Source organism: Pseudomonas sp. NY15435, from assembly GCF_048068295.1.
GTDB lineage: Bacteria > Pseudomonadota > Gammaproteobacteria > Pseudomonadales > Pseudomonadaceae > Pseudomonas.
In genome coordinates, this window is sequence record NZ_JBLUQA010000005.1 from 290138 (window position 1) to 312204 (window position 22067).

The following is a 22067-nucleotide window of genomic DNA, read 5'->3' on the forward strand; positions in this document are numbered from 1 at the left end:
GGCAGGCCTCAGTAGCCGTAACCCCGCCCATCCGTGAACTGGATGTTGGTCAGGATGCTGATGTCCTTCTCCACCTTGTACAGCTCCGAGCTCCTGATCAGTTCCGGGTCGCTGAAGGCTTCGCCCTTGGCGCGGCCGGTCTGGATCTGCTGCATCTTGTCGCGAACCGCCACCACGTCGGCGTAAGTCATGGCCGGCACCTTGCTCGGGTCCTCGTCGGCGTGGGCGCCGTAGAGGGTGGTCTGCGGGTTGATCACCTTCAGCGTGGAATCCAGTGAGGCCACGTAGTCCTTGAGGTTCCCCGCCAGCAGCCAGGACGGGTAGAGGTGGTCGCCGGAGAGCAGGATGTTGTGCGCCTCATCAAACAGCGCGACCTCGTCCGGCGTGTGGCCGGGCATGCTCAACAGGCGCAGCTTGAGTCCGCCCAGGTCGATCACCTCGTCGGGCTTCACCAGCCGCGCGACCTTGAAGGGCGCCAGGGTCATGTGGTCGATGTTGCCCAGGTAGACCGGTTCAGGCACCTGGTAGAGGCCGTCGGCGCGCCGGAATCTGGCGGTGAAGGGTGTATCCACCAGGTAGATGCTCTGGAAGTTGTGCAGCCCGCCCAGGTGGTCGAAGTGCAGGTGCGAAGGCAGTACCGAAAGCGGCTTGTCGGTGATCTGGCGGGCAACCTTGGTGATGTCCTCCTTCTGGTTGGCGCCCGAGTCGAACATCAGCGCCTGGTTCGAGCCCACCAGCAGGTACGAATAATTCTTCTGGTAGTAGGTCGGCTCGCCGATGGCGTAGAGGAAGTCCGTCAGCTTGTGCACCACGAAGGCCGGGCTTTCAGCAGTGGGCGCTTGCGCCGCGGTCGCGGCGAAGGGCGCGCCGAGGAGGGTGGTGGAAGCCAGGGCCAGGGCTTTGATCAGTGTGCGCATGGGGCGCGAACCTCTTTGTCGTTGTTGTCGATGGGGATGGCGGCAGGTGACTCCGCCGGTTCATCTCACCGCTGGCGAGGGCGCACTTCAATGCACGTTTTTTGCGAGCCGAAGGTTCAGTTCAGCTAAAGCCTGGTGGGATTAGCGAAGCTGATTTGTGCGGTCCTGCATAAGCAGGGCTAATTGTTCATTCGGGGATTTCATGGCAGCGATGGCGCCATGGCGGTAGAACTGTGCGGGTCGGGCGCGCTGTTCGTGCCCCATTCCCACTGTTTCCGGAGCTATTCCAATGAAGTCCAGATGGACCGCCATGCTTTGCCTGCTGAATACCCTGTCCGTCGCCTGGGGCGACTACAACAAGCGCAATTTCGTCCGCCGCTGAAGCGGGCAACCCGAGCGTCAGAATCACCCTGTTTCGCCGTACACCAAGGAAATCGCCATGCAGCCCGTCACGCCACACATCGATCCCGCCATTGCTGCCATCGCTCCCGGCTTTCGAGCCTTGAGCATTACGGTGGAAGCCGCGCCCATCCGCCATCCTGAGGTGGCGGAGCAGGCCCTGGCGCGAGCTTGCGCCGCGTTGGCGGCGAGCGAGCCGTCCTGGGCCGAGGCGCATCTGGCGGCCTGGGCCGAAGTATTCCGACGCTTTGGCGCCAAGCCCCAGCGCACGCCCTGTTCGGCGGAGGCGCTGCGCAAGCGCGCGCTGCGTGACGGCAGCCTGCCGAGCATCGATCCGGTGGTGGACCTCTACAACGCCATTAGCGTGCAGTTCGCGATTCCGGTAGGTGGAGAAAACCTCGCCGCCTACGCCGGCCCTCCACGTCTGGTGATCGCCAACGGCAGCGAGACCTTCGACACGATGAAGGACGGCGCGCCGGCCCACGAGTCGCCCGACGCCGGCGAAGTCATCTGGCGTGACGACCTCGGTGTCACCTGTCGCCGCTGGAATTGGCGGCAGGGCGTGCGCACCCGCCTGGACGCCGAGGCACAGCGCATGTGGTTCATTCTCGAAAGCCTGCCGGAAATGCCGCTGGAGGCCCTGCACGAAGCAGGCGAGCAACTGGTCGCCGGGTTGCAGCAGATGATGCCGGGCGCCAAGGCCGAGGCGCTGTTCGTGGAGTGCCGGACGTAAGGCTCTACTGCATGAGGCTATCAAGTAGGCGCAGAGCATATCCGCCATCGCGTCACTGAAAGCATCGATCTGCTGCTGCTCGACGGCGCCAAGGGGCTCTATCCGGAGATTCTCGCCCTGGTGCAAAACCACCTGCGCCCCGGCGCGCTGATCGTCGCTGCCAATGCCGATTACAGCCTCGAGTACTGGCCGAAGTGCGCCTGCCAGGCGGCCGCTATCTGTCGATTCCCTTTGCCGACGATGTGGAGCTGTCCATGCGCCTGGGTTGATGGTCGCGCGCGAGTGGTGGCTACAGCGGCGGTCGGGCCACCGGCGCGTGCCGCGCCATGAGCTCCACGATCCAGTCGATGAACACCCGCAACTTGGCGCTGACGTGGCGATTGGGCGGGAAGGCCACGAACAGCGGCATGGTTTCCATCGTCCAGCCGGCGAACAGCTCCACCAGTTCGCCGCGCGCCACGGCGTCGTCGGCCATGTAGCGCGGTAGCCAGAGCACGCCCATGCCGGCGATTCCGGCGGCGAGGTAGGCGTTGCCGTCATCCACGGTCAGCACCGGGCGACCGTGCACCTGCACGGTTTCGCCGTCCTTGTGCAGGGCGTAGGACAGTGGCTTGCCGGTACGCGCCCAGAGGTAGCCGACGATGCGTTGCCGGCCGTTCTCCAGGTCGCGTGGATGTTGCGGTACGCCGGCGTGCTGCAGGTACGCGGGCGCGGCGAACACACCCAGCGGCAAGTCGGCGACGCGCCTGGCCATCAACGACTGGTCGGTGAGTTCGCCGCCGCGCACCACACAGTCCACGTTCTCGTCGATCAGGTCGACCATGCGATCGCTGACGCCCATGTCGATCTGGATATCCGGGTAGCGCGCATGGAAGTCGGGCAGGGCGGGGATCAGCAGCAGGCGCGCGAGCGGGCTTGGCACGTCAACTCGCAGCCGGCCACGTGGCGCAGCGGCGGCACTGGAGAGGCTGGTTTCGGCATCGTCCATGTCCGCCAGCAGGCGCACCACGCGCTCGTAGTAGGCGGTGCCGTCGGCGGTGAGGTTGAGCTTGCGCGTCGTACGATTGAGCAGGCGCACGCGCAGGCGCGCTTCAAGCTGCTGGATCAGTTGGGTCACGCTGGTGCGGCTCATGTGCAATGTGTCGGCGGCCCTGGTAAAGCTGCCGGTTTCCACTACGCGGGCGAAGGCTTGCATCGCATCGAATCGGTCCATGGCGGCTCCGGCTGGCCCATGAAAAAGGGCACTTAAGAGGGATGATTGTTTGGATTCTACAAACAATGCTGACCAGTATTGCCCGATTATCACGGCGGTTGCGGGCCGTAACCTGCCTCCATCGTTGAAACCGGGGCCACAGCGCCCCTCGATGGAGCAAGCAGATGAGTACACGTGACGTGGTTTTCCCCGCCGGCCGCCAGGCGCTTTATGAACGCAACCGCTATTCCCCGGCGATCCGCAGCAATGGCCTGCTGTTCGTCTCCGGCCAGGTTGGCAGCCGCGAGGACGGCTCGCCAGAGCCTGGGCTCGATGCCCAGGTGCGTCGAGCCTTCGACAATCTCAACGCGGTGTTGGCCGCTGCCGGTTGCACCTTCGAGGATGTGATGGACGTGACGATCTTCATGGTCGACCCCCAGGCGAATTTCGAGCGCGCCTGGCAGGTCGCTGCCGACTACTGGGGCGCCGCGCCCTATCCGACGGTCACGGCGGTGGGCGTGACCTGGCTGTACGGCTTCGATTTCGAGATCAAGGTGATTGCGCGATTGCCGCAGGACTGAGCCGGCCGCAAGGCAGGGCGGCGAGACGGGACGGGCGCGTTTCATTACCATGCCGTCCTGTTTTGCCCTGCCAGGATTTCCCCATGACTGCTCCGACCTTCCGCACCGCCACGTCCGCCGACACCGACCGCTGCTTCGACATCGAGATCACCGCCTACGAAGGCGACGAAGCGGCCACGCGGGAGAAAATCGCCACGCGTATCGCGCAGTACCCCGAAGGCTTCCTGATCATGGAGTTGAGCGGCGAGATCATCGGCTTCATCAACAGCGGCTGCGCGTTCGACGTGGTGATGTCCGACGAGGCGTTCAAGGAACTCATCGGCCACGATCCGGCGGCGCCCAACGTGGTGATCATGTCGGTGGTGATCGACCCCGCACAGCAGGGCAGGGGTTTCGCCTCGGTGCTGATGCGCACCTTCATCGAGCGCATGACCCGCCTGGGCAAACGCACCATTCACCTGATGTGCAAGGACCGCCACGTCCCGCTCTACGAGCGCATGGGTTATCGCTATGTGAAACCGTCGGCGTCCGACCACGGCGGCATGGCGTGGCATGAGATGGTCATGGAATTGCCTGCCGCCTGATCGCTCAGCGCTCGGGTTTGTCGTCCACCCGGTCGCGGGTGGCGCGTTCGGCCAGTTGGTCGAAGGTCTCCGGCAGCAGCGCGGCTTCGCCCTGTTCATCGAGCAACTGGCGGAACACCAGGTGGTCCGGGAAGCTGCGGCTGATCAGCGTGAGCAGTTCGGTGCCGCGCTCGGTGAGTTCGAAGTTGTTGCCGGTGCCGCCGTGTTCGCGCGGGCGTTCCTGGATATAGCCGTTGGCGAACAAGTCGCCTTCCAGGTCGCCGGCGACCTTCTTCAGGTGATCGACGCTGCCTTCTATCGGCTCACCCTGCAAGCGGTGCTGCTCGGCCACTTCCTCGCCGCACTCGCGGGCCTTGTAGGGTTCGTTGGCGCAAGCTTGCGCACGCAGCAGCAGGCGTTCGATCAGATCCCAGTCGTAGCTCATGGCGTGTCCTCCGGGGTTGAGAAGGCAGGGGCTTCCTGATGTGCGACCCGGAGCCGTGCGCAGGGTTCGAACTTCCTGCGCAGCGGTGCGCAGGCTCGTCGCCGCGCAACCATCAATTACGTCGAGATTCACTATCGATGCAATCGAGTGGTGCGCGGGGCGTGCGCGGCTGACTATCTGTCCCAAGAGCTTGTTGAACCGAGCAAGGGACAGAATCGATGAACACTCCGCGCCCCACACCCAATCGCCTGGCTGCCCGCATCGCCCTCGGTCCGCTGTTGCTGGTCGTTGCCAGCCTGACCGGTTGCGCGACGACCTCCGAAACCCGGCTGAGCTGGGACAGTCTTGGCGGCACTACCGCCCAGGACAGCGGCGCTTACCTGAACTGTGTCGACGGCAGGCTTACCCCCGGCACCGCCACCTACGTCAGCGACAGCGGCAGTACCCGTCAGCTGCTCACCGGCAGCGCCGACCCCAGGCAGGCCAGCGGCATCGTCGAGGTGACCCCGATCGCCGGCGGCAACCACTTCAGCGCCTACCAGCGCACTGCCTGGCAGGACAAGGGCGAGTTGCTGGACGCCGCCTACCAGTGCGCGCAGCACAGTTGATGATCTGATACGTCTTCGAGCGGGTCGCTCCCCCCAGCGACCTGCCCAGCGCCGGCAGGCGGCGAGTAGCCTGCGCCAGCGTCTGCCTCCGGGCTTTCGCTGATTGACTCTCCAAGGGCGCTTCCCCCAGTGCCCGCATCTCGCCCGCCGAGCCCCCACTCGGTGGGCGTTTTTTTTAATTTACGACTGTTGTGTATTCTGATCGGGCATGCCAGTGTGTGCGCCCTGGCGGCTGTATTCGCCTTTCATTGCTCGAAGCGGCGCACCCGGCTTGTCCGCCGGGCGCTGAACGATGCCGCCGGCCGACGGTACACTCACTCCCGTCGCGTAACAGAAGTACAAGAGAATCGAGATGAACACGCATTTTCCGACTTGCGCCGTCTGGGTCCGTCGCGACGCAGACCTGCCCCTTCCCACCAACCTTCAGCCGACGGTGAAAGCATGATCGAGGTAACCGAAGTTTCCATTGCGCAGCTGCGTGAAGCCCTGGAGTCGGGCCGCACCACCGCGGTCGAACTGGTCAAGGCCTACCTCGCGCGCATCGACGCCTACGATGGCCCGACCAAGCTCAACGCCGTGGTCGTACGCAACACCGAGGCCCTGAAGGAAGCCGAAGCCTCCGACGCTCGCCGCGCCCGTGGCGAGACCCTCGGCCCGCTGGACGGCATCCCCTACACCGCCAAGGACAGCTACCTGGTGAAGGGCCTGACCGCCGCCTCCGGCAGCCCGGCCTTCAAGGATCTGGTCGCCTACCGCGACGCCTTCACCGTCGAGCGCCTGCGCGCCGGCGGCGCCATCTGCCTGGGCAAGACCAACATGCCGCCGATGGCCAACGGTGGCATGCAGCGCGGCGTGTACGGCCGTGCGGAAAGCCCGTACAACCGCAAGTTCCTCACTGCGCCGTTCGCCTCGGGCTCCTCCAACGGTGCCGGCACCGCGACCGCCGCGAGCTTCTCGGCCTTCGGCCTGGCGGAAGAAACCTGGTCCAGCGGTCGTGGCCCGGCCTCGAACAACGGCCTGTGCGCCTACACCCCGTCCCGTGGCGTGATCTCGGTGCGCGGCAACTGGCCGCTGACCCCGACCATGGACGTGGTGGTGCCCTACGCGCGCACCATGGCTGATCTGCTGGAAGTGCTCGACGTAGTCGTGGCCGAAGACACCGACAAGCGCGGCGACCTCTGGCGCCTGCAGCCGTGGGTGCCGATCCCTGCCGTTTCCGAAGTGCGCCCGGCGTCCTACCTGGACCTCGCCGCCGGCCCCGAAGCGCTCAAAGGCAAGCGCCTGGGCGTGCCGCGCATGTTCATCAACAAGGACGAGCTGGCCGGCACCAGCGAGAAGCCCGGCATCGGCGGCCCGACCGGCCAGCGCATCAACACCCGCGCCTCGGTGATCGACCTCTGGGAACAGGCCCGCAAGGCCCTGGAAGCCGCCGGCGCCGAAGTCGTCGAAGTGGACTTCCCGCTGGTGTCCAACTGCGAGGGCGACCGCCCGGGCGCGCCGACCGTTTACAACCGTGGCTTCGTCAGCCAGGAATTCCTGCATGACGAACTGTGGGAGCTGTCCGGCTGGGGCTTCGACGACTTCCTGCGCGCCAACGGCGACCCCAAGCTGAACAAGCTGGCCGATGTCGACGGTCCGCAGATCTTCCCGCACGATCCGGGCACCTTGCCCAACCGCGAGGACGACCTGGTCGCCGGCATGGACGAGTACGTCAACATGGCCAAGCGCGGCCTGAAGACCTGGGATCAGATCGAGAGCCTGCCCGATGGCCTGCGTGGCCTGGAGAAGACTCGCAAGCTCGACCTGGAAGACTGGATGGACGGTCTGAAGCTGGACGCCGTGCTGTTCCCCACCGTGGCCGACGTCGGCCCGGCGGACGCCGACGTCAATCCGGAATCGGCCGACATCGCCTGGAGCAACGGCATCTGGGTTGCCAACGGCAATCTGGCGATCCGTCACCTGGGCGTGCCGACCGTCACCGTGCCCATGGGCGTGATGGCCGACATCGGCATGCCAGTGGGCCTGACCTTCGCCGGTCGCGCATATGACGACTCCGCGCTGCTGACCTTCGCCGCGGCCTTCGAGGCCACCGGCTCCAAGCGCCTGGTGCCTCCGAGCACACCGCCGCTGGGCTGATCGGCTCCGGTCCGATGAGAAACCGCGCCTCTGGGCGCGGTTTTTTTATGCGCGCGAAGTGAGGGGCCGCGTTGTCAGGGTCGGGGCCATGGTTCGCGAGCAAGCTCGCTCCGACAGGTTGGCGCCGGCAGGTCTGTGTAGGAGCGAGCTTGCTCGCGAACCGATTCGATGCCGGTGTTGACCGGGGAGACGGGACGCTGCGCCTGGCCCCGATCGCGCAAATGGCGCGCCGATCCGCCTTCACTTCGCCGACTTCACGTTGCCGTAGCGTGCCTCCTTGGACGGCGAGTAGCCGTAGAACGATGTGTAGCACTTGCTGAAATGGCTGGGCGAGACGAAGCCGCAGGCCAATCCTGCTTCGTACATCGGGGCGCGGTTTTTATTGCCAGAAGCGGTAAGTGCGACGTTTGCTGGCGTGTTGATGGGCCAGGGTTCGCGAGCAAGCTCGCTCCTACAGGGTGCGGCGGTCCTGCTCTTTGTAGGAGCGAGCTTGCTCGCGAACCGATTCGATGCCGGTTTTCACCGTGGAGACGGGACGCTGGGCCTGGCCCCGATCGCGCAAAGGGTGCGCCGATTCGCCTTCGTAGGAGCGGACCTTGTCCGCGAAGGTTCGCTTCGCGGAGAAGCTCCGCTCCTACGGGAGCCGCGCTCACTTCGCCGACTTCACGTTGCCGTAGCGTGCCTCCTTGGACGGCGAGTAGCCGTAGAACGACGTGTAGCACTTGCTGAAGTGGCTGGGCGAGACGAAGCCGCAGGCCAATCCCACTTCGTACATCGGCAGGCTGGAGTGCTGCAGCAGGCGGCGGCTTTCGGTGATGCGCAGCTCCAGGTAATAGCGCACCGGCGTGGTCCCCAGTTGCTCCTGGAACAGCCGTTCGATCTGTCGCTTGGAGCGCCCGACATAGCTCGACAGCTGGTCCTGGCTCAGTGGTTCCTCAATGTTCGCGCTCATCAGGTTGATCGCTTCGCGCAGCGGTTCGCTGAGCTTTTCGTGCAGCGCCGGGCGGGTGCGGCGGAAGCGTGATTCCTCGAAGGCGAGGATATCGACGATGGCATCCACCAGCTCGCGGCCGTGGCGCGCGTTGATCCATTCCAAGACCAGGTTGAAGGCGCCGGTGGGGCTGGCGGCCGTGAGGCGGTCGCGGTCGGCCTGGTAGCTCTCGCTGGTGACGTCGCTGTGGCGGGCGATCTCCGCCAGCGTCGCGCGATTCTCCGGGTGGATCGCGCAGCGATAGCCGTCCAGCAGGCCGGCCTGGCCGAGGAACCAGGCGCCGTTCCACAGGCCGGCGAGGGCGATGCCCTTGTCGGCGGCGATCTGCAGCAGGCGCGTCAGCTCGGGGATCGCGCGCAGCGGCGTGCGCAGGCCGCCGCAGATTACCAGCAGGTCCAGCTCGGCGAGCTGCGCCGAGGTCAGCGTCTCGCCGGGACAGATCACCAGGCCAAGGTCGCTGGTGACCGACTCGCCGTCGAGGCTGAAGGTCTGCGTGACGAAGGTCTGCGCGCGGATCAGGTTGGCGGTGACCAGCGTATCCAGCGCCTGGGTGAAGGCGGGGAGGGAGAAGTGTTCGAGCAGCAGGAAGCCCACCCGCTCGGGGCGGATGGGCTGCCTGGGTTCGCTGTCGAGGTAGCGCAGGTTGCGACCCTGCATGGCCCCACTGAACTGGCGGCGTTCGACCAATCGGCACCTCGTCTGCGTATGTGGGCGTGCGGTTCAGCCGCGTACGGCGCTGCGGCCGATGGTGGCCTGGGTGTGGGGCGACGTGCGCCGGCTGGTCTGGCTGAGCAGGATGATGATCACCGTCAGCGCCAGGGTCGAACTCACCTCGATGCGGTGCGTCGGCATGATGAACATCACCACCAGGATGAAGCTGATGATCCCGATCACCAGCCAGGTCAGCCAGGGGAACAGCCACATACGGAACACCAGTTCGTGGTTGCGTCGGCGCAGGATGCCGCGCATGCGCAGCTGCGACACGGCGATGGCGAGGTAGACGAGCAGGGCGATGGAGCCGGAGCTGGCCAGCAGGAACTCGAACAGTCGGCCGGGCGCAAAGAAATTCAGCAGGGTGGTGAACATGCCGATCAGCGTGCTGGCGATCACCGCCGCGCGCGGCACGCCTGCGGCGGAGGTACGCTGGATGAAGGCCGGCGCGTCGTGGCGGCGGCTGAGCGAATAGATCATCCGCGAGGCGATGTACACCGAGGAGTTCAGGCAACTGGCCACCGCGACCAGCACCACCAGGTCCATCAGCAGTTGTGCGTTGGGGATGTTCAGCAGCTCCAGGGTGCGCTGGTAGGAGCCGATCTCCACCAGGCGCGGGTCGTTCCATGGCACCACCGAGATGATCACCAGGATCGACAGCAGGTAGAACACGCTGATACGCCAGATCACCGAGCGTGTGGCCTTGGCGATGTTGCGACTGGGATCGCTGGATTCGGCGGCGGCGATGGTCACCGCCTCGGTGCCGATGAAGCTGAACAGGGTGGTGATCAGTGCGCTGAAGATCGCCGTCCAGCCGTTGGGCATGAAGCCGCCATGCTCGCCCACCAGCTTGTGCAGGCCGCTCACTTCGCGCCCCGGCAGCAAGCCCAGCAGCGCCGCCGCGCCGAGGCCGATGAAGGCGACGATGGCGACCACCTTGAGCATGGCGAACCAGAACTCGAATTCGCCGTACTTGGCCACGCTGAACAGGTTGGTGATGGTGAGCAGCAGGGTCATCGACAGGGCGAACACCCAGGTCTCGACCTGGGGGAACCAGTTGTTGAGGATGACCCCGGCGGCGATGGCTTCGATGGGGATGACCAGCACCCAGAACCACCAGTACAGCCAGCCGATGGTGAACCCGGCCCAGCGGCCGATGGCCTGGTCGGCGTAGGCGGAGAAGGAGCCGGTGTCAGGGCTGGCCACGGCCATCTCGCCGAGCATGCGCATCACCAGCACCACCAGCAGCCCGGAGAGGGCGTAGGCGACGATGGCGGCGGGGCCGGCGGCGGCGATCGCGTGACCGGAGCCGACGAACAGCCCCGCGCCGATGATGCCCGCGATGGAGAGCATGGTTACATGGCGGGGCTTGAAGCCCTGCACCAGATCGCCATTGGCGCCTTTTGCACTGGGAGCACTCATCTGTCGGCCTTTTATTGAAATTGTTATGTAGGGCGCGATGACGCGTAGCCGGGCGCAGCTTCCCGCAGCCGCTGGTGCGCAAGGCGAGGCGGGGAGTCCGCGTGGCGGCAATGCGCTTCACGCGGGGCTCAAGCTAAGGCAGTGGGTGGGTGGCGAGTTGCTCGAAATCGCCGCGGGCATGACCAAAAACGACATCGGCGGCAGCCGGAGTAGTGGCCACCGGCCGCTCTGGAACCATGGTTCCTGTGCGCGAAGGCCCGCCGCCGAAGCCGGCGGGCGCTCGCTTAACGGTGGGCGTCGGGCAGGCTGGCGAGGAGTTTTTCCAGCAGGCCGGTGAGCTTTTTCTGCTCAGCCGAACTCAGGCCGGAGAGCACCCGGCGCTGGTTATCCGCGTGGGCGCCGACGGCTTCGTCGATCAGCGCCAGGCCCGCTTCGCTCAGCCCGACCAGCGAGCCTCGGCCGTCCTCGGGGTTGGGCATGCGCTGCACCAGGCCCTGTTTCTCCAGGCGGTCAAGGCGATTGGTCATGCTGCCGGAGGAAATCATCGCCGCCTCGTAAAGCACCGTGGGCGTGAGGCGGAAGGGCGGGCCGCTGCGGCGCAGGGTGGCGAGCACGTCGAACTCGCCCGGCTGCAGGCCGTACTCGGCGAACAGTGGGTTGAGGTGGTCGCGGGCGATCAGTTGTGCGGCCTCGCCGAGCCGGCCGAGCAGGAGCATGCCGTCGGTATCGAGCTCGGGTAGTTGCTGGCGCCATTGCTCGACGGCGAACGCGGCTCTGTCCATGGGGGGGCTTCCTTTTTATCTTGATGTCGAGATACATTGGATTTGTCTTGATGTAGAGATATTCGCCTGTGCCGCCGCTTGGATCAAGTGCCGGCGCCCCACTGAAAGGATGCGTCCCATGTCCCGAAGCATTTCCCTGGCCGCCTGCCTGCTGGCGGTCGTATTGGCCGGCCTCAACCTGCGCCCGGCGCTGGCCTCCATCGGTCCGCTGCTGGATGCGCTGCAGGCGTCCGCAAAGCTGTCCGACAGCCTTGCCAGCCTGCTCACCAGTCTGCCGGTGCTGCTGATGGGCCTTGGGGCGCTGGGTGCCGCGCAGCTGTTGCGCCACTTCGGCGTGCGTCGTGGTGTGGCCCTCGGACTGGTGCTGATCGCCCTGGCCTGCGCGCTGCGTCTGCTGCCCGGGCAGGTCGGCCTGCTGGGAGGCGCGGTGCTCGCCGGCCTGGGTATCGCCGCCTGCCAGGCGCTGCTGCCGGTGTTCATTCGCCAGCGCTTCGGCGCGCGGGTCGGCGGGGCGATGGGCGCCTATTCCACGGCGATCATGGGCGGGGCGGTGCTGGCCAGTGCGGCTTCGCCGTGGCTGGCGAAAGCCTGGGGCGAGTTGCCAGCGCTGGCGTTCTGGGCGCTGCCTGCCGTATTGGCGCTGCCGGTCTGGATGCGAGCCGCGAAGGGCGAGGCGCCCGCCAGTTCGGCAGCACCGGCCTTTTCCGGTATCGCCCGGCGCGGGGCCTGGCTGGCGCTGTTCTTCGGCCTGGGCACGGGCGCCTACGTGCTGGTGCTGGCCTGGTTGCCGCCGTACTACACCTCCCTGGGGTGGACGCCGGCCCAGGCAGGCGCCTTGCTTGGCGGGCTGACGATGACCGAGGTAGTCGCCGGCTTGCTGGTGTCCGCCTTCATCGACCGTCTGCCGGACCGTCGCCCGGCGTTGCTGCTGGCGATCGCGTTGCTGCTCGGCGGCCTGATCGTGCTGGTGCTCTGGCCGCAGCAGCTGGTATTGGTAGCCATGATCGGGCTCGGGTTGGGCATCGGCGCGCTGTTCCCGCTGTCGCTGATCGTCGCCATGGATCGCGCCCGCAGCCCCGCCGAAGCCGGTGCGCTGGTTGGGTTCGTGCAGGGCGTGGGCTACCTGATCGCGGCGCTGTTCCCGCTGCTGGCGGGGCTGGCGCGACAATCCATGGCCAGCCTGGCACCGGCCTGGATCGGCATGGCGCTGGTCTGCCTGGTGATGCTTGTCCTTGCCAGCCGCTTCGCACCGCCGCGCCCGTCGGCAGGTGAGGTGCAGGTCTGCTGAGAAATCCATGGCGCGGTCATTCGGGTCTAGGCTGAGTACTTTCGTCTGCCCAGGTGACCCGCCATGTCCCTCGTCCTGTTCGGCCATCCGTTTTCCTCCTACACGCAGAAGGTGCTGATCGCCCTCTACGAGAACGCCACGCCTTTCGAGTTTCGCGGCCTCGGCCCGGATGAGCCGGAAAATGGCGCGCACTGGCTGCGCCTGTGGCCGCTGGCAAAATTCCCGGTGTTGCTGGACGGCGCACACAGCGTCGCCGAGACCAGCATCGTCATCGAGTACCTGCACCTGAAGCACCCTGGCCCGGTGCGCCTGTTGCCGGACGATGCGCTGAAGGCTTTGGATGTGCGCTTCCTCGACCGTTTCTTCGACTGGCACGTGATGACCCCGGTACAGCACGCCGTGCTGGGCGCCATGAGCGGCGAGGCGACCAAGCGTGCGGAAGGGCTGGCCCATGCGGTGAGCAAGCTCGAACTGGCCTATGCCTGGCTGGAAGAAGAGTTGGCCGGCCGCGCCTGGGCGGCGGGGGACAGCTTCAGCCTTGCCGACTGTGCCGCCGCGCCATCGCTGTTCTATGCCGACTGGACCCACCCCATTGGCGACCAGTATCCGACCCTGCGCGCCTATCGCTCCCGCCTGCTGGCGCGTCCTTCGTTCGCCCGTGCGGTGGAGGAGGCAAGGCCGCACCGACCGCTGTTCCCGCTGGGGGCGCCGGATCGGGATTGAGTTTCCCCAGAGCCAGTGCCGCCTGCTTTTGTAGGAGCGAGCTCGCTCGCGAACCGCCCAGCATCCAAGTCGCCGGTAAATCTGTTCGCGAGCAAGCTCGCTCCTACAGAGGGCCCTCGGTTCGGCTACTGCGCAGGCTTCTGGAAGCAGGCACAAAAAAATCCCCCGCGCACTGCCGTGAGCGAGGGATGCAAGACCCGCGCAGGGGATGCGCGGGCGAGGTAGACAAGGTTGAGTTACAGCCGGATCAGCACCGATTTCAGCTCGGTGTAGTGCTCGATGGCGGCGGCACCCATCTCGCGGCCCACGCCGGACATCTTGAAGCCGCCAAAGGGCAGCGCCGGGTCCAGTGCGCTGTGGCAGTTGACCCACACCGAGCCGGACTTGATGCGCGGCACCATGCGGTGCACCGCCGCCAGGTCGTTGGACCAGATGCTCGCGCCCAGGCCGTAGGGGCTGTCGTTGGCCAGGCGCAGGGCGTCCTCGATGTCGTCGAAGGGCATGGCGACCAGTACCGGGCCGAAGATTTCTTCCTGCACCAGCGGGTTCTTCTGGTCGACGTCGACGATCACCGTGGGTTTGACGAAGTAGCCGGGGCCGAACTGCTCGCCACCGCAGGCGATGGTGGCGCCCTTGTCGCGGCCCAGTTCGATGTAGTCGAACACGCGCTTCTGCTGTTTGGCGGAGATCAGCGGGCCCATGTCGATGCTCGGGTCCAGGCCGTTGCCCAGCTTCATGCCATTGGCGATGCCGGAGATGTCGGCGATCACGTTGTCGAAGTGCTTGCGCTGCACGTACAGGCGCGAACCGGCGCAGCAGACCTGGCCCTGGTTGAAGAAGATCGCCTGTGCGGCGCCGGCGGCGGCGGTGGCAAGGTCCGCGTCGGCCATGACGATGGTCGGCGACTTGCCGCCCAGCTCCAGGGTCACGCGGGTCATGTTGTCCATGGCCGCCTTGCCGATTTCCTTGCCCACCGGGGTTGAGCCGGTAAAGGTCAGCTTGTCCACCAGCGGATGATGGGAGAGGGCGGCACCCGCGGTGATGCCCGCGCCCGTGACGACGTTGAACACGCCGGCCGGGTAGCCCGCTTCGAGCACCAGCTCGGCGAGTTTCAGTGCGGATAGCGGGGTTTCGTCGGCGGGCTTCAACACCACGCTGCAACCGGTGGCCAGCGCTGGGCCGAGCTTCCAGCAGGCCAGCAGCAGGGGGAAGTTCCAGGCGACGATGGCGCCCACCACGCCGACCGCTTCGCGGCGGATGTAGCCGTGGAATTCGCCATCGGGCATCAGCGGCATGGACACGTCCACCGTGGTGCCTTCGATCTTGGTGGCGTAGCCGGCCATGTAGCGCAGGAAGTCGATAGCCAGTTGCACGTCCATCACGCGGGCGACGGCGGCGCTCTTGCCGTTGTTCAGGCACTCCAGCTCGGCCAGCAGGTCGGCGTCGCGCTCCATCAGGTCGGCGAGCTTCCACAGCAGGTTCTGCCGCTCACGCGGGCGGGTGCGGCTCCAGGCGGAGTCATCGAAGGCCTGGCGCGCGGCGCGCACGGCGCGGTCGACATCGGCGGCGGTGCCGGCGGGTACCTGGCAGAGCACTTCGCCGGTGGCCGGGTTGCGCAGGTCCATCAGGGCGCCGTCGCTGGCGGAGGTCCAGTCCGCGCCGATGAGCATCTTCGGCGCGCGCTGCAGGAAGGCGCGGGATTCGGGCTTGATGGGCAGGGAAGCGAGCATTGCGGTGGCCTCTTGTTGTCTGTTTCAGGAACGTTGAGGCGGAGCATCGCAACGGCTGTGCCAAGGCTGTTATTTACATTTAACTAATTGAAATTTAAGTAATTATTTAATTTATGAATGACGACGAAGTGGAGCTGCTGTCGCACATTGCGACAGCAGTTGAGACGTTTGAAGGGGCGTTTTCAGAGGGGGCGGAGCAGGGCGTGCCCTCTCCCTAACCCTCTCCCTGAAGGGAGAGGGGACTGGCCTGGCGCGAAGCGTGGCCACGGTACTTTCCTGCTGACATGCTGCTTTCGCTGGGGTGCGATAGCGCGTAGGCGCTGGGAACCACGGCAGCCAGAACGGCACGGAAACCCCCTCTCCCTTCAGGGAGAGGGCTGGGGAGAGGGGCTCTCCGGTTTGGTACGACCCTTCAGTTGCTGATATCCCGATCCTTGGTCTCCGGCAGGAACAGGATGCCCAGTACCGCCGTCATCACCGCAATGACGATGGGGTACCAGAGGCCGTAGTAGATGTCCCCGGTGGCCGCCACCATGGCAAAGGCGACGGTGGGCAGGAAGCCGCCGAACCAGCCGTTGCCGATGTGATAGGGCAGCGACATCGAGGTGTAGCGGATGCGCGTCGGGAACAGTTCCACCAGCCAGGCGGCAATCGGCCCGTAGACCATGGTCACGTAGATCACCAGGATGGTCAGCAGCACCAGCATCATCAGGTGGTTGATCTTCGAAGGGTCAGCCTTCTCGGGGTAGCCGGCTTCCTTGAGCGAGGCGGCCAGCTGCGCGGTGAAGACTTCGGACTGCACCTTGAACTCCGCCGCCGGCATGCCGGCCCCTTCGAAGCTGGCGATGACCTTGTCGCCGATGTGCACCTGGGCCATCGCGCCGGTCTCGGCCTTGAGGTTTTCGTAGGGGATCGCGCGCTTGGCCAGCAGGCTCTTGGCCATGTCGCAGGAGCTGACGAATTTGGCCTTGCCCACCGGGTCGAACTGGAAGGAGCAGGCGTTCGGGTCGGCGACCACGGTTACCGGGTTCTTCTCCTGGGCGGCGAATACGTCCGGGTTACCGAACTGGGTCAGGCCGTGGAAGATCGGGAAGTAGGTCAGCGCCGCGAGGATGCAGCCGGCCATGATGATCTTCTTGCGGCCGATGCGGTCGGACAGGCTGCCGAAGAACACGAAGAACGGTGTCCCCAGCAGCAGCGAGCCGGCGATCAGCAGGTTGGCGGTCTGCGCGTCGATCTTCAGCGTCTGCAACAGGAAGAACAGCGCGTAGAACTGCCCGGTGTACCAGACCACGGCTTGCCCCGCAGTGCCGCCGAGCAGCGACATGATCACCACCTTGAGGTTGTCCCAGCGGCCGAAGGATTCGGTCAGCGGTGCCTTGGACGCCTTGCCTTCTTCCTTCATCTTCAGGAATACCGGCGACTCGGAGAGCTGCAGGCGGATGTACACCGAGATGATCAGCAGCAGGATCGACAGCAGGAACGGAATCCGCCAGCCCCAGGCTTCGAACGCCTCGGTGCCGAGCACGGTACGGCAGGCCATGATCACCAGCAGTGAGAGGAACAGCCCCAGTGTCGCAGTGGTCTGGATCCACGAGGTGAAGAAGCCGCGCTTGCCCTTGGGGGCGTGCTCGGCGACGTAGGTTGCCGCGCCGCCGTACTCGCCGCCCAGTGCCAGGCCCTGCAGAAGTCGCAGGGTGATCAGGATGATCGGCGCGGCGACGCCTATGCTGGCGTAGGCCGGCAGCAGGCCGACCACGGCAGTGGAGATGCCCATGATGATGATGGTGATGAGGAAGGTGTGCTTGCGCCCGATCATGTCGCCCAGGCGGCCGAACACGATGGCACCGAAGGGCCGTACCGCGAAGCCGGCGGCGAAGGCCAGCAGGGCGAAGATGAAGGCAGTGGTTTCATTGACCCCGGCGAAGAAGTGCTTGGCGATGATCGCCGCCAGGGAGCCGTAGAGGTAGAAGTCGTACCACTCGAACACCGTACCCAGGGAGGAGGCAAAGATGACCTTGCGCTCCTCCTTGGTGATTCCGCTGTGAGGAGCGTTGCCCGCGGCCGGGCTGTATGTCTGCGCCATGTTCGTCTCCGTCTTGTTGTTGTTTTGGGCCGGAGTCCCTCTGTTTCCGTTACCGCACTCAAGCCCAGGGCTGATGACAGGTCGTACGGATTGCGCGATGCGTGAATACAGGCGGCCCTGCGGCAGGCCGCAAGGTCACCTGAAAGCATAATCGTTCTCACGCATCTGGCCACTCGCGACCACCGGCAAAGCCCCGGCTGGCGCGGATTGGCACCTGTTCTGGACAAGCTGGATGACGCAAGGCGTCTGGCTGGCGCCTCGAGGTTTGCCACTCCCTGGCTGGAAATGCGCGCAATTAGACCATCGTCTATAACGGCTGGGGCTGTCTCAGGCTGCTACAGCTGTCGCGATCTGCCACGCCTGGTGGTTCGGCACCTGAGCGCAGCCGACTGTTTCACAAGGATTTTTCCCTCTGGCACGCAACGTGAAGAGCTCGGGATTTCGCCCAGCGCCACGTCGGCGCTGCACAAGGAGGCCTGGCTTGAAGAGGATGCACCTGTCGTTGCCGTGGATTGCGGGGCCGCTGGCCGCCGCGCTGACCTGCCTTGTGCTGTGGCTGCTGCCCGGTGCGGGCAATGCCTTGCTCTGGGGGCTGGCTGGCCTGATTGCGCTCGGCGCAGTGCGGAGCGAGTGGCGTGGACTGTCCTGGCCGGTAGCCCTCGGCGCGCTCGGCGGCGCCTGCCTGGCCCTGGGGCTGCACCTGGTGGCCGACCACTTCCAGCTGCGTTACGCGTGGCTCTACAGCAGCGCGGCGCTGCCGGCCTACCTGAAGTTCTCCAACCTCTGGGGCGGTGACGAAGGTACGGTGCTGCTACTGGCGACCTTCTGCATGGCCATTGCCCTGAAGAGTTCGTCCCTGACCGGCTGGGCAGGGCGCGGCATGGCGCTGATCGCCGCCTGGTACGTCGCCACGGCCGCCTGGCTCGGACCCTTCAGCGCGACGCCGGCGGACTGGCTGGCGGCGCAGCCGAGTCAGGGCATGAACGCCCACCTGCAGACTTTCTGGATGTCGCTGCATGCACCGTTGATCCTCTGCGCCTACGCCTGGGTGCTGGCGCCGGCCGGTGCCGCGCTGGAAGCGCTGGGACGAGGCGGCCATGCCTATGGCTGGGTGATGCCGCGCTACAGCCGCCGCGCCTGGCTGGTCCTCAGCGCCGGTATTGGCGTGGGCATGGCATGGGCCATGGAAGATTTCACCTACGGCCAGTTGTGGCACTGGGACCCGGTGCAGACCTCGGCGTTCATCATCTGGGCGCTGCTCGGCGCGGTGCTGCACGGTGCTCGTCGCTGGCGTGCGGACGGTTCCTACGCACGGATGCTGCCCGTGCTCAGCCTGCTGGCGGCGGCCATGGCCTGCGGCGCCATGGCGGTGACCCGCAGCACGGTGCTCGCCAGTTCGCACCGCTACATCGGCACCACCTCCTGGTTCAGCCATCTGGCGCTGGCATTCATCCTGCTGGCCTTTGCAGCGTTCCATCTATTGTCGGGGTGGCGCTTGCGCAAGCGAGCAGGGCGGCGGCGCGGGGCCTCGGACTGGACGCTTGACGTCGCCATCTACCTGTTCGCCGGCACCGGCTTGCTGGCCCTCGGTGCGCTGCTCCAGGCGCACCTCTACGAATGGCTGGGAATGGAACGGCCGAGCGAGCTGAAGCCCTTCTTCGAGACCCTGACCGCCTGGGCCACCACCGCCGAGATGGACAGCCTGCGCCGCGCCTTCGACCAGTGGGACGTCAACGGCTACGGCTTGGCAAACGCGGTGGTGCCGCTGCTGGCGGCACTCGGCCTGATGGGCGGCTACAGCTTCCTGCGCCGTTGCGGTCGCCCCCGGCTGGCGCTGCTGGCGACTGTACTGATGGCCGCTGTGATGCTCTGGACCGGCTGGCGCGGCGGCTGGCTGAGCGGCGGCTACAACGGCGACGGCATGCTCTCGCAGAACATCGTGCGGGTGCTGCCGTGGCTGGACGCGGCACTGCTGGGCGGCGCCTTCCTGATGCTCAGTTGCCTGCTGTGGGGCGTGCAGAGCCTGTGGCGCAGCCGGCGGGTGGGCAACCTGCGCTACAGCGGCGGGCTGGCGCTGGTGCATGGCGGCGCGGTGATCGCGCTGGTGGGCGGATTGGCCGCCACGGCGCTGAACAGCTACCAGCAGATCAGCATCCCGCCGGGTACGTCCTTCGAAGAGTGGCACGCGGTGATCGGCGGCATGCAGATGCGCGTCTCGCCGGACTCCAGCCGCCCGGATTTCTCCGGCTACCACGCGGTGGCCAAGGTCGAGCTGCGCGATGGCGAGCGAACCTTGGCCGGCCACGCGTTGTTCCAGGACAGCCGGGGCAACCCGCCGGCCTACCAGGGACCGGTGCGCCAGCTCTGCGAAATCCTCGACTACCACTACGCGCGCTTCGCCTCGGACCGCGGCTATGTGCTGCATCCATTCATCGTCCGCGGCTGGAGTGGTGATCTGCAGATCTGGGTGCCGGCTTCGGCGCGTCTGCTCAAGGAAACGGGCGACGACATCGAGAGCGTGGTGGTGGTGCGCCGTTTCCCGTTCCTCTCGCTGGTGTGGGTCGGCTTGCTGACCATGCTGTCCGGCGCCTTGTTGCTGCCGGCGGGCGGCGCTTTGCGCAAGCCGGACCATACTGCTTCGCAGGGTGTCTCACAGGCCCTGTCTCAGAGTTAGACAGCAATCGCGAAATGTGACGTCGCAACCCCGGTGGCACCCACCGGGCGTGCCTGCAAATACCGCCGAAGGCCTGATTTGGCGGGGTTTGCAAAGGAGTGGCACACAACCTGCAAAACTGCTTTCAAGAGCTCGCTCTTGGAATCTGCTGACGATCTTGCGAGCTAGAGCAGAACAAGGCGAAATCGGGCGAGGGAGCGGAGTTTACTCGCTGTAAATGAGCATCCCGAAATCGATTTCAACGCAGTTTTGCCGACGCGCAGCAGATCGTAAGCAGGTTCTTAGCCCATCGGTGGGCGCCAATAACCAACAAGAATACCGAGGAGGCCTGACCTTGAAGATGACACGACTTCGGCACTATCTGGGTGCCGGAACCCTGGCCGCACTGGCCCTTGCGCTCCACCAGACGGCCCAGGCCGCACCCGAAGGCCAGGCGATCATCAACGCCAAGTGCCAGGCGTGCCACACGCCCGAAGGCAACAATTCCCTCAGCCGTATCAGCCACCAGCGCAAGACCCCCGAGGGCTGGCTGATGAGCATCGGCCGCATGCAGGTGATGTACGGCCTGAAGATCACCGACGAGGAGCGTCGTGCGGTGGTCAAGTTCCTCGCCGACAAGCAGGGCCTGGCACCCAGCGAGACCGAAGGCGTGCGTTACGCCCTCGAGCGCCGGCTGAACACCGTCGAGAAATTCGATACCAACTTCGAGCAGATGTGCGCCCGTTGCCACTCGGGCGCGCGTATCGCCCTGCAACGTCGCCCGGCGGCGGAGTGGGAGAAGCTGGTGAACTTCCACCTCGGCCGCTGGCCGTCGCTGGAATACCAGGCCCTGGCCCGCGACCGCGACTGGTTCGACCTGGCGAAGAAAGAGATGGTCCCGGAGCTGGCCAAACGCTTCCCGCTGGAAGACAAGGCCTGGAGCGACTGGCAGAAGAACCGACCCAAGGCCGAGACACTGGCTGGGGAATGGAGCTTCGCCGGGCACATGCCGGGCAAGGGTGATGTTGCCGGCACCATGAAGGTGGCGAAGGATGGCGATGATGCCTTCAAGGTCAGCGTGACCGGCAAGTATGCCGACGGCTCGCCGTTCGACGGCGAGGGCAGCGCGGTGCTCTACAACGGCTACGAATGGCGCGGCGCGGTGAAAGTCGGCGACGTGACCATGCGCCAGGTATTCGCCGCCCTCAATGGCCAGATGCAGGGCCGCATGTTCGACAAGGCCCACGACGAGCGCGGCCTGGACTTCGTCGCGGCGAAGGACGGCACCAGCCACGTGCTGGGCGTGCAGCCTGCCTACCTGAAGGCCGGTGCAGAGACCGAAGTCAGCGTCGTCGGCACCGGCCTGAAGGGCAAGCCATCGTTCGGCAAGGGCGTGGAGGTGGTGTCGGTGGTTTCCGAGACGCCCGAGCGCGTGACCGTCAAGGTCAAGGCCGATGCCGCTGCCGCCGTGGGCGAACGCGATGTCACCGTGGGCACCGCCAAGGGCGGCAGCCTCGCGGTGTACAAGGACATCGCCGAAGTGAAGGTGGTGCCGGAGTTCTCCATCTCCCGCATCGGCGGCAATGGCGGCTCCACGCCCAAGGTCCAGGGCAGCTTCGACGCCGAGGCCTGGGGCAAGGGCGCCGATGGCAAGCCGTTCCGCATCGGTGTGTTCCCCGCGCATTGGTCGGTGGAGCCCTTCGATGATCGCGCCAAGGAAGATGAGGACGTGAAGTACGCCGGGGTGATGGACGCTGACAGCGGCATCTTCACACCGGGCGACGCCGGCCCGAATCCGGCGCGCAAGATGATGACCAACAACGCCGGCAACCTGAAGGTGATCGCCGCGGTGGACGACGCCGGCCAGTCGCACAAGGGCGAAGGGCACATGATCGTCACCGTGCAGCGTTGGAACAACCCGCCGATTCCGTGATGAACGGGATCAGATGAACTGAACGCCTCACTTGGGGCCCTGATCAGGATCGAGCGAGCTAGAGACGGACAAGGCAAAAACAGCGGTGGAAGCGGAGTTTGCAACTGCAAATGAGCATTCCGCAGATGTTTTTAACGAAGGCCGGCCGACGCGCAGCCGATACTGGCAGGGAAC

Annotated in this window: 17 protein-coding genes and 2 pseudogenes; 10 read left to right on the forward strand and 9 right to left on the reverse strand. The window is 65.8% G+C overall.

The features are described 5' to 3' along the window. Window positions 1–8: 8 nt before the first annotated feature. Entirely contained in the window at window positions 9–917 is a 909-nt protein-coding gene (locus tag ACNFH5_RS14240; protein ID WP_416746893.1) for an MBL fold metallo-hydrolase, read from the reverse strand. A 439-nt stretch (window positions 918–1356) separates the two neighbouring features. Here ACNFH5_RS14240 and ACNFH5_RS14245 point away from each other — a divergent pair, with 439 nt between their 5' ends. After that, the gene (locus ACNFH5_RS14245) at window positions 1357–2049 is read left to right on the forward strand and encodes a B3/4 domain-containing protein (protein WP_416746895.1); all 693 of its coding nucleotides are present in this window, start codon (window positions 1357–1359) and stop codon (window positions 2047–2049) included. Window positions 2050–2106: 57 nt separating this feature from the next. After that, window positions 2107–2318, forward strand: a pseudogene (locus tag ACNFH5_RS14250) (O-methyltransferase); the annotation flags it as partial. A gap of 20 nt (window positions 2319–2338) precedes the next feature. On the opposite strand, the gene ACNFH5_RS14255 reads toward ACNFH5_RS14250, so the two are convergent. Then, a complete protein-coding gene (locus tag ACNFH5_RS14255; RefSeq protein ID WP_416746897.1) occupies window positions 2339–3262 on the reverse strand; it encodes a LysR family transcriptional regulator in 924 nt (307 codons plus the stop codon). Between the two features lie 164 nt (window positions 3263–3426). On the opposite strand from ACNFH5_RS14255, the gene ACNFH5_RS14260 reads away from it, so the two are divergent. Together ACNFH5_RS14260 and ACNFH5_RS14265 are read left to right on the forward strand one after the other, a co-directional pair. Next, window positions 3427–3822, forward strand: a complete 396-nt coding sequence (locus tag ACNFH5_RS14260) for a RidA family protein (protein ID WP_416746899.1) — start codon at window positions 3427–3429, stop codon at window positions 3820–3822. A gap of 83 nt (window positions 3823–3905) precedes the next feature. Next, a complete protein-coding gene (locus tag ACNFH5_RS14265; protein ID WP_416746901.1) occupies window positions 3906–4406 on the forward strand; it encodes a GNAT family N-acetyltransferase in 501 nt (166 codons plus the stop codon). Window positions 4407–4410: 4 nt separating this feature from the next. On the opposite strand, the gene ACNFH5_RS14270 is transcribed toward ACNFH5_RS14265, so the two are convergent. Beyond that, complete coding sequence (locus ACNFH5_RS14270) at window positions 4411–4830, reverse strand: transcriptional regulator (protein ID WP_416746903.1); 420 nt, start codon at window positions 4828–4830, stop codon at window positions 4411–4413. Window positions 4831–5048: 218 nt separating this feature from the next. On the opposite strand from ACNFH5_RS14270, the gene ACNFH5_RS14275 reads away from it, so the two are divergent. Both ACNFH5_RS14275 and ACNFH5_RS14280 read left to right on the forward strand, forming a co-directional pair. Beyond that, complete coding sequence (locus tag ACNFH5_RS14275) at window positions 5049–5438, forward strand: hypothetical protein (protein ID WP_416746905.1); 390 nt, start codon at window positions 5049–5051, stop codon at window positions 5436–5438. Between the two features lie 441 nt (window positions 5439–5879). After that, entirely contained in the window at window positions 5880–7574 is a 1695-nt protein-coding gene (locus tag ACNFH5_RS14280) for an amidase (protein WP_416746907.1), read from the forward strand. 240 nt (window positions 7575–7814) lie between these two features. Here ACNFH5_RS14280 and ACNFH5_RS14285 read toward each other — a convergent pair. From ACNFH5_RS14285 to ACNFH5_RS14300, 4 genes and pseudogenes are all read right to left on the reverse strand, one after another. Beyond that, window positions 7815–7940 (reverse strand): annotated as a pseudogene (locus ACNFH5_RS14285) (AraC family transcriptional regulator); the annotation flags it as partial. Window positions 7941–8223: 283 nt separating this feature from the next. Continuing rightward, window positions 8224–9222, reverse strand: coding sequence for a GlxA family transcriptional regulator (locus ACNFH5_RS14290; protein ID WP_416747316.1), 999 nt, complete (start codon window positions 9220–9222; stop codon window positions 8224–8226). A 63-nt stretch (window positions 9223–9285) separates the two neighbouring features. Next, window positions 9286–10698: a GABA permease gene (gene gabP / locus ACNFH5_RS14295; RefSeq protein ID WP_416746909.1), complete on the reverse strand. Its 1413-nt coding sequence runs from the start codon at window positions 10696–10698 to the stop codon at window positions 9286–9288. A gap of 284 nt (window positions 10699–10982) precedes the next feature. After that, the gene (locus tag ACNFH5_RS14300) at window positions 10983–11480 is read right to left on the reverse strand and encodes a MarR family winged helix-turn-helix transcriptional regulator (protein ID WP_416746911.1); all 498 of its coding nucleotides are present in this window, start codon (window positions 11478–11480) and stop codon (window positions 10983–10985) included. 118 nt (window positions 11481–11598) lie between these two features. On the opposite strand from ACNFH5_RS14300, the gene ACNFH5_RS14305 reads away from it, so the two are divergent. After that, window positions 11599–12768 carry an MFS transporter gene (locus tag ACNFH5_RS14305; RefSeq protein WP_416746913.1) on the forward strand — a complete coding sequence of 390 codons (1170 nt, stop codon included), beginning with the start codon at window positions 11599–11601 and terminating at the stop codon, window positions 12766–12768. Window positions 12769–12831: 63 nt separating this feature from the next. Next, the gene (locus tag ACNFH5_RS14310) at window positions 12832–13491 is read left to right on the forward strand and encodes a glutathione S-transferase family protein (protein WP_416746915.1); all 660 of its coding nucleotides are present in this window, start codon (window positions 12832–12834) and stop codon (window positions 13489–13491) included. 236 nt (window positions 13492–13727) lie between these two features. Here the strand turns inward: ACNFH5_RS14310 and ACNFH5_RS14315 are convergent, their stop codons facing one another. Beyond that, a complete protein-coding gene (locus ACNFH5_RS14315) occupies window positions 13728–15221 on the reverse strand; it encodes an aldehyde dehydrogenase family protein (RefSeq protein ID WP_138216217.1) in 1494 nt (497 codons plus the stop codon). 412 nt (window positions 15222–15633) lie between these two features. Continuing rightward, a complete protein-coding gene (locus ACNFH5_RS14320; RefSeq protein ID WP_416746917.1) occupies window positions 15634–17307 on the reverse strand; it encodes an MFS transporter in 1674 nt (557 codons plus the stop codon). A gap of 490 nt (window positions 17308–17797) precedes the next feature. Here ACNFH5_RS14320 and ccsA point away from each other — a divergent pair, with 490 nt between their 5' ends. Beyond that, window positions 17798–19981: a cytochrome c biogenesis protein CcsA gene (gene ccsA / locus ACNFH5_RS14325; RefSeq protein WP_416747318.1), complete on the forward strand. Its 2184-nt coding sequence runs from the start codon at window positions 17798–17800 to the stop codon at window positions 19979–19981. Window positions 19982–20321: 340 nt separating this feature from the next. Further along, window positions 20322–21893 carry a quinohemoprotein amine dehydrogenase subunit alpha gene (peaA, locus tag ACNFH5_RS14330; protein ID WP_416747320.1) on the forward strand — a complete coding sequence of 524 codons (1572 nt, stop codon included), beginning with the start codon at window positions 20322–20324 and terminating at the stop codon, window positions 21891–21893. Window positions 21894–22067: the final 174 nt, after the last annotated feature.

Bases quoted from the DNA above. Each gene is read 5' to 3' on its own strand.
- ACNFH5_RS14305 (WP_416746913.1), top strand. From the start codon at position 11,599: ATGTCCCGAAGCATTTCCCTGGCCGCCTGCCTGCTGGCGGTCGTATTG.
- ACNFH5_RS14320 (WP_416746917.1), bottom strand. From the start codon at position 17,307: ATGGCGCAGACATACAGCCCGGCCGCGGGCAACGCTCCTCACAGCGGA.
- ACNFH5_RS14310 (WP_416746915.1), top strand. From the start codon at position 12,832: ATGTCCCTCGTCCTGTTCGGCCATCCGTTTTCCTCCTACACGCAGAAG.
- ACNFH5_RS14315 (WP_138216217.1), bottom strand. From the start codon at position 15,221: ATGCTCGCTTCCCTGCCCATCAAGCCCGAATCCCGCGCCTTCCTGCAG.
- peaA (WP_416747320.1), top strand. From the start codon at position 20,322: ATGACACGACTTCGGCACTATCTGGGTGCCGGAACCCTGGCCGCACTG.
- ACNFH5_RS14300 (WP_416746911.1), bottom strand. From the start codon at position 11,480: ATGGACAGAGCCGCGTTCGCCGTCGAGCAATGGCGCCAGCAACTACCC.
- ACNFH5_RS14260 (WP_416746899.1), top strand. From the start codon at position 3,427: ATGAGTACACGTGACGTGGTTTTCCCCGCCGGCCGCCAGGCGCTTTAT.
- ccsA (WP_416747318.1), top strand. From the start codon at position 17,798: ATGCACCTGTCGTTGCCGTGGATTGCGGGGCCGCTGGCCGCCGCGCTG.
- gabP (WP_416746909.1), bottom strand. From the start codon at position 10,698: ATGAGTGCTCCCAGTGCAAAAGGCGCCAATGGCGATCTGGTGCAGGGC.
- ACNFH5_RS14275 (WP_416746905.1), top strand. From the start codon at position 5,049: ATGAACACTCCGCGCCCCACACCCAATCGCCTGGCTGCCCGCATCGCC.
- ACNFH5_RS14265 (WP_416746901.1), top strand. From the start codon at position 3,906: ATGACTGCTCCGACCTTCCGCACCGCCACGTCCGCCGACACCGACCGC.
- ACNFH5_RS14280 (WP_416746907.1), top strand. From the start codon at position 5,880: ATGATCGAGGTAACCGAAGTTTCCATTGCGCAGCTGCGTGAAGCCCTG.
- ACNFH5_RS14290 (WP_416747316.1), bottom strand. From the start codon at position 9,222: ATGCAGGGTCGCAACCTGCGCTACCTCGACAGCGAACCCAGGCAGCCC.
- ACNFH5_RS14255 (WP_416746897.1), bottom strand. From the start codon at position 3,262: ATGGACCGATTCGATGCGATGCAAGCCTTCGCCCGCGTAGTGGAAACC.
- ACNFH5_RS14270 (WP_416746903.1), bottom strand. From the start codon at position 4,830: ATGAGCTACGACTGGGATCTGATCGAACGCCTGCTGCTGCGTGCGCAA.
- ACNFH5_RS14245 (WP_416746895.1), top strand. From the start codon at position 1,357: ATGCAGCCCGTCACGCCACACATCGATCCCGCCATTGCTGCCATCGCT.
- ACNFH5_RS14240 (WP_416746893.1), bottom strand. From the start codon at position 917: ATGCGCACACTGATCAAAGCCCTGGCCCTGGCTTCCACCACCCTCCTC.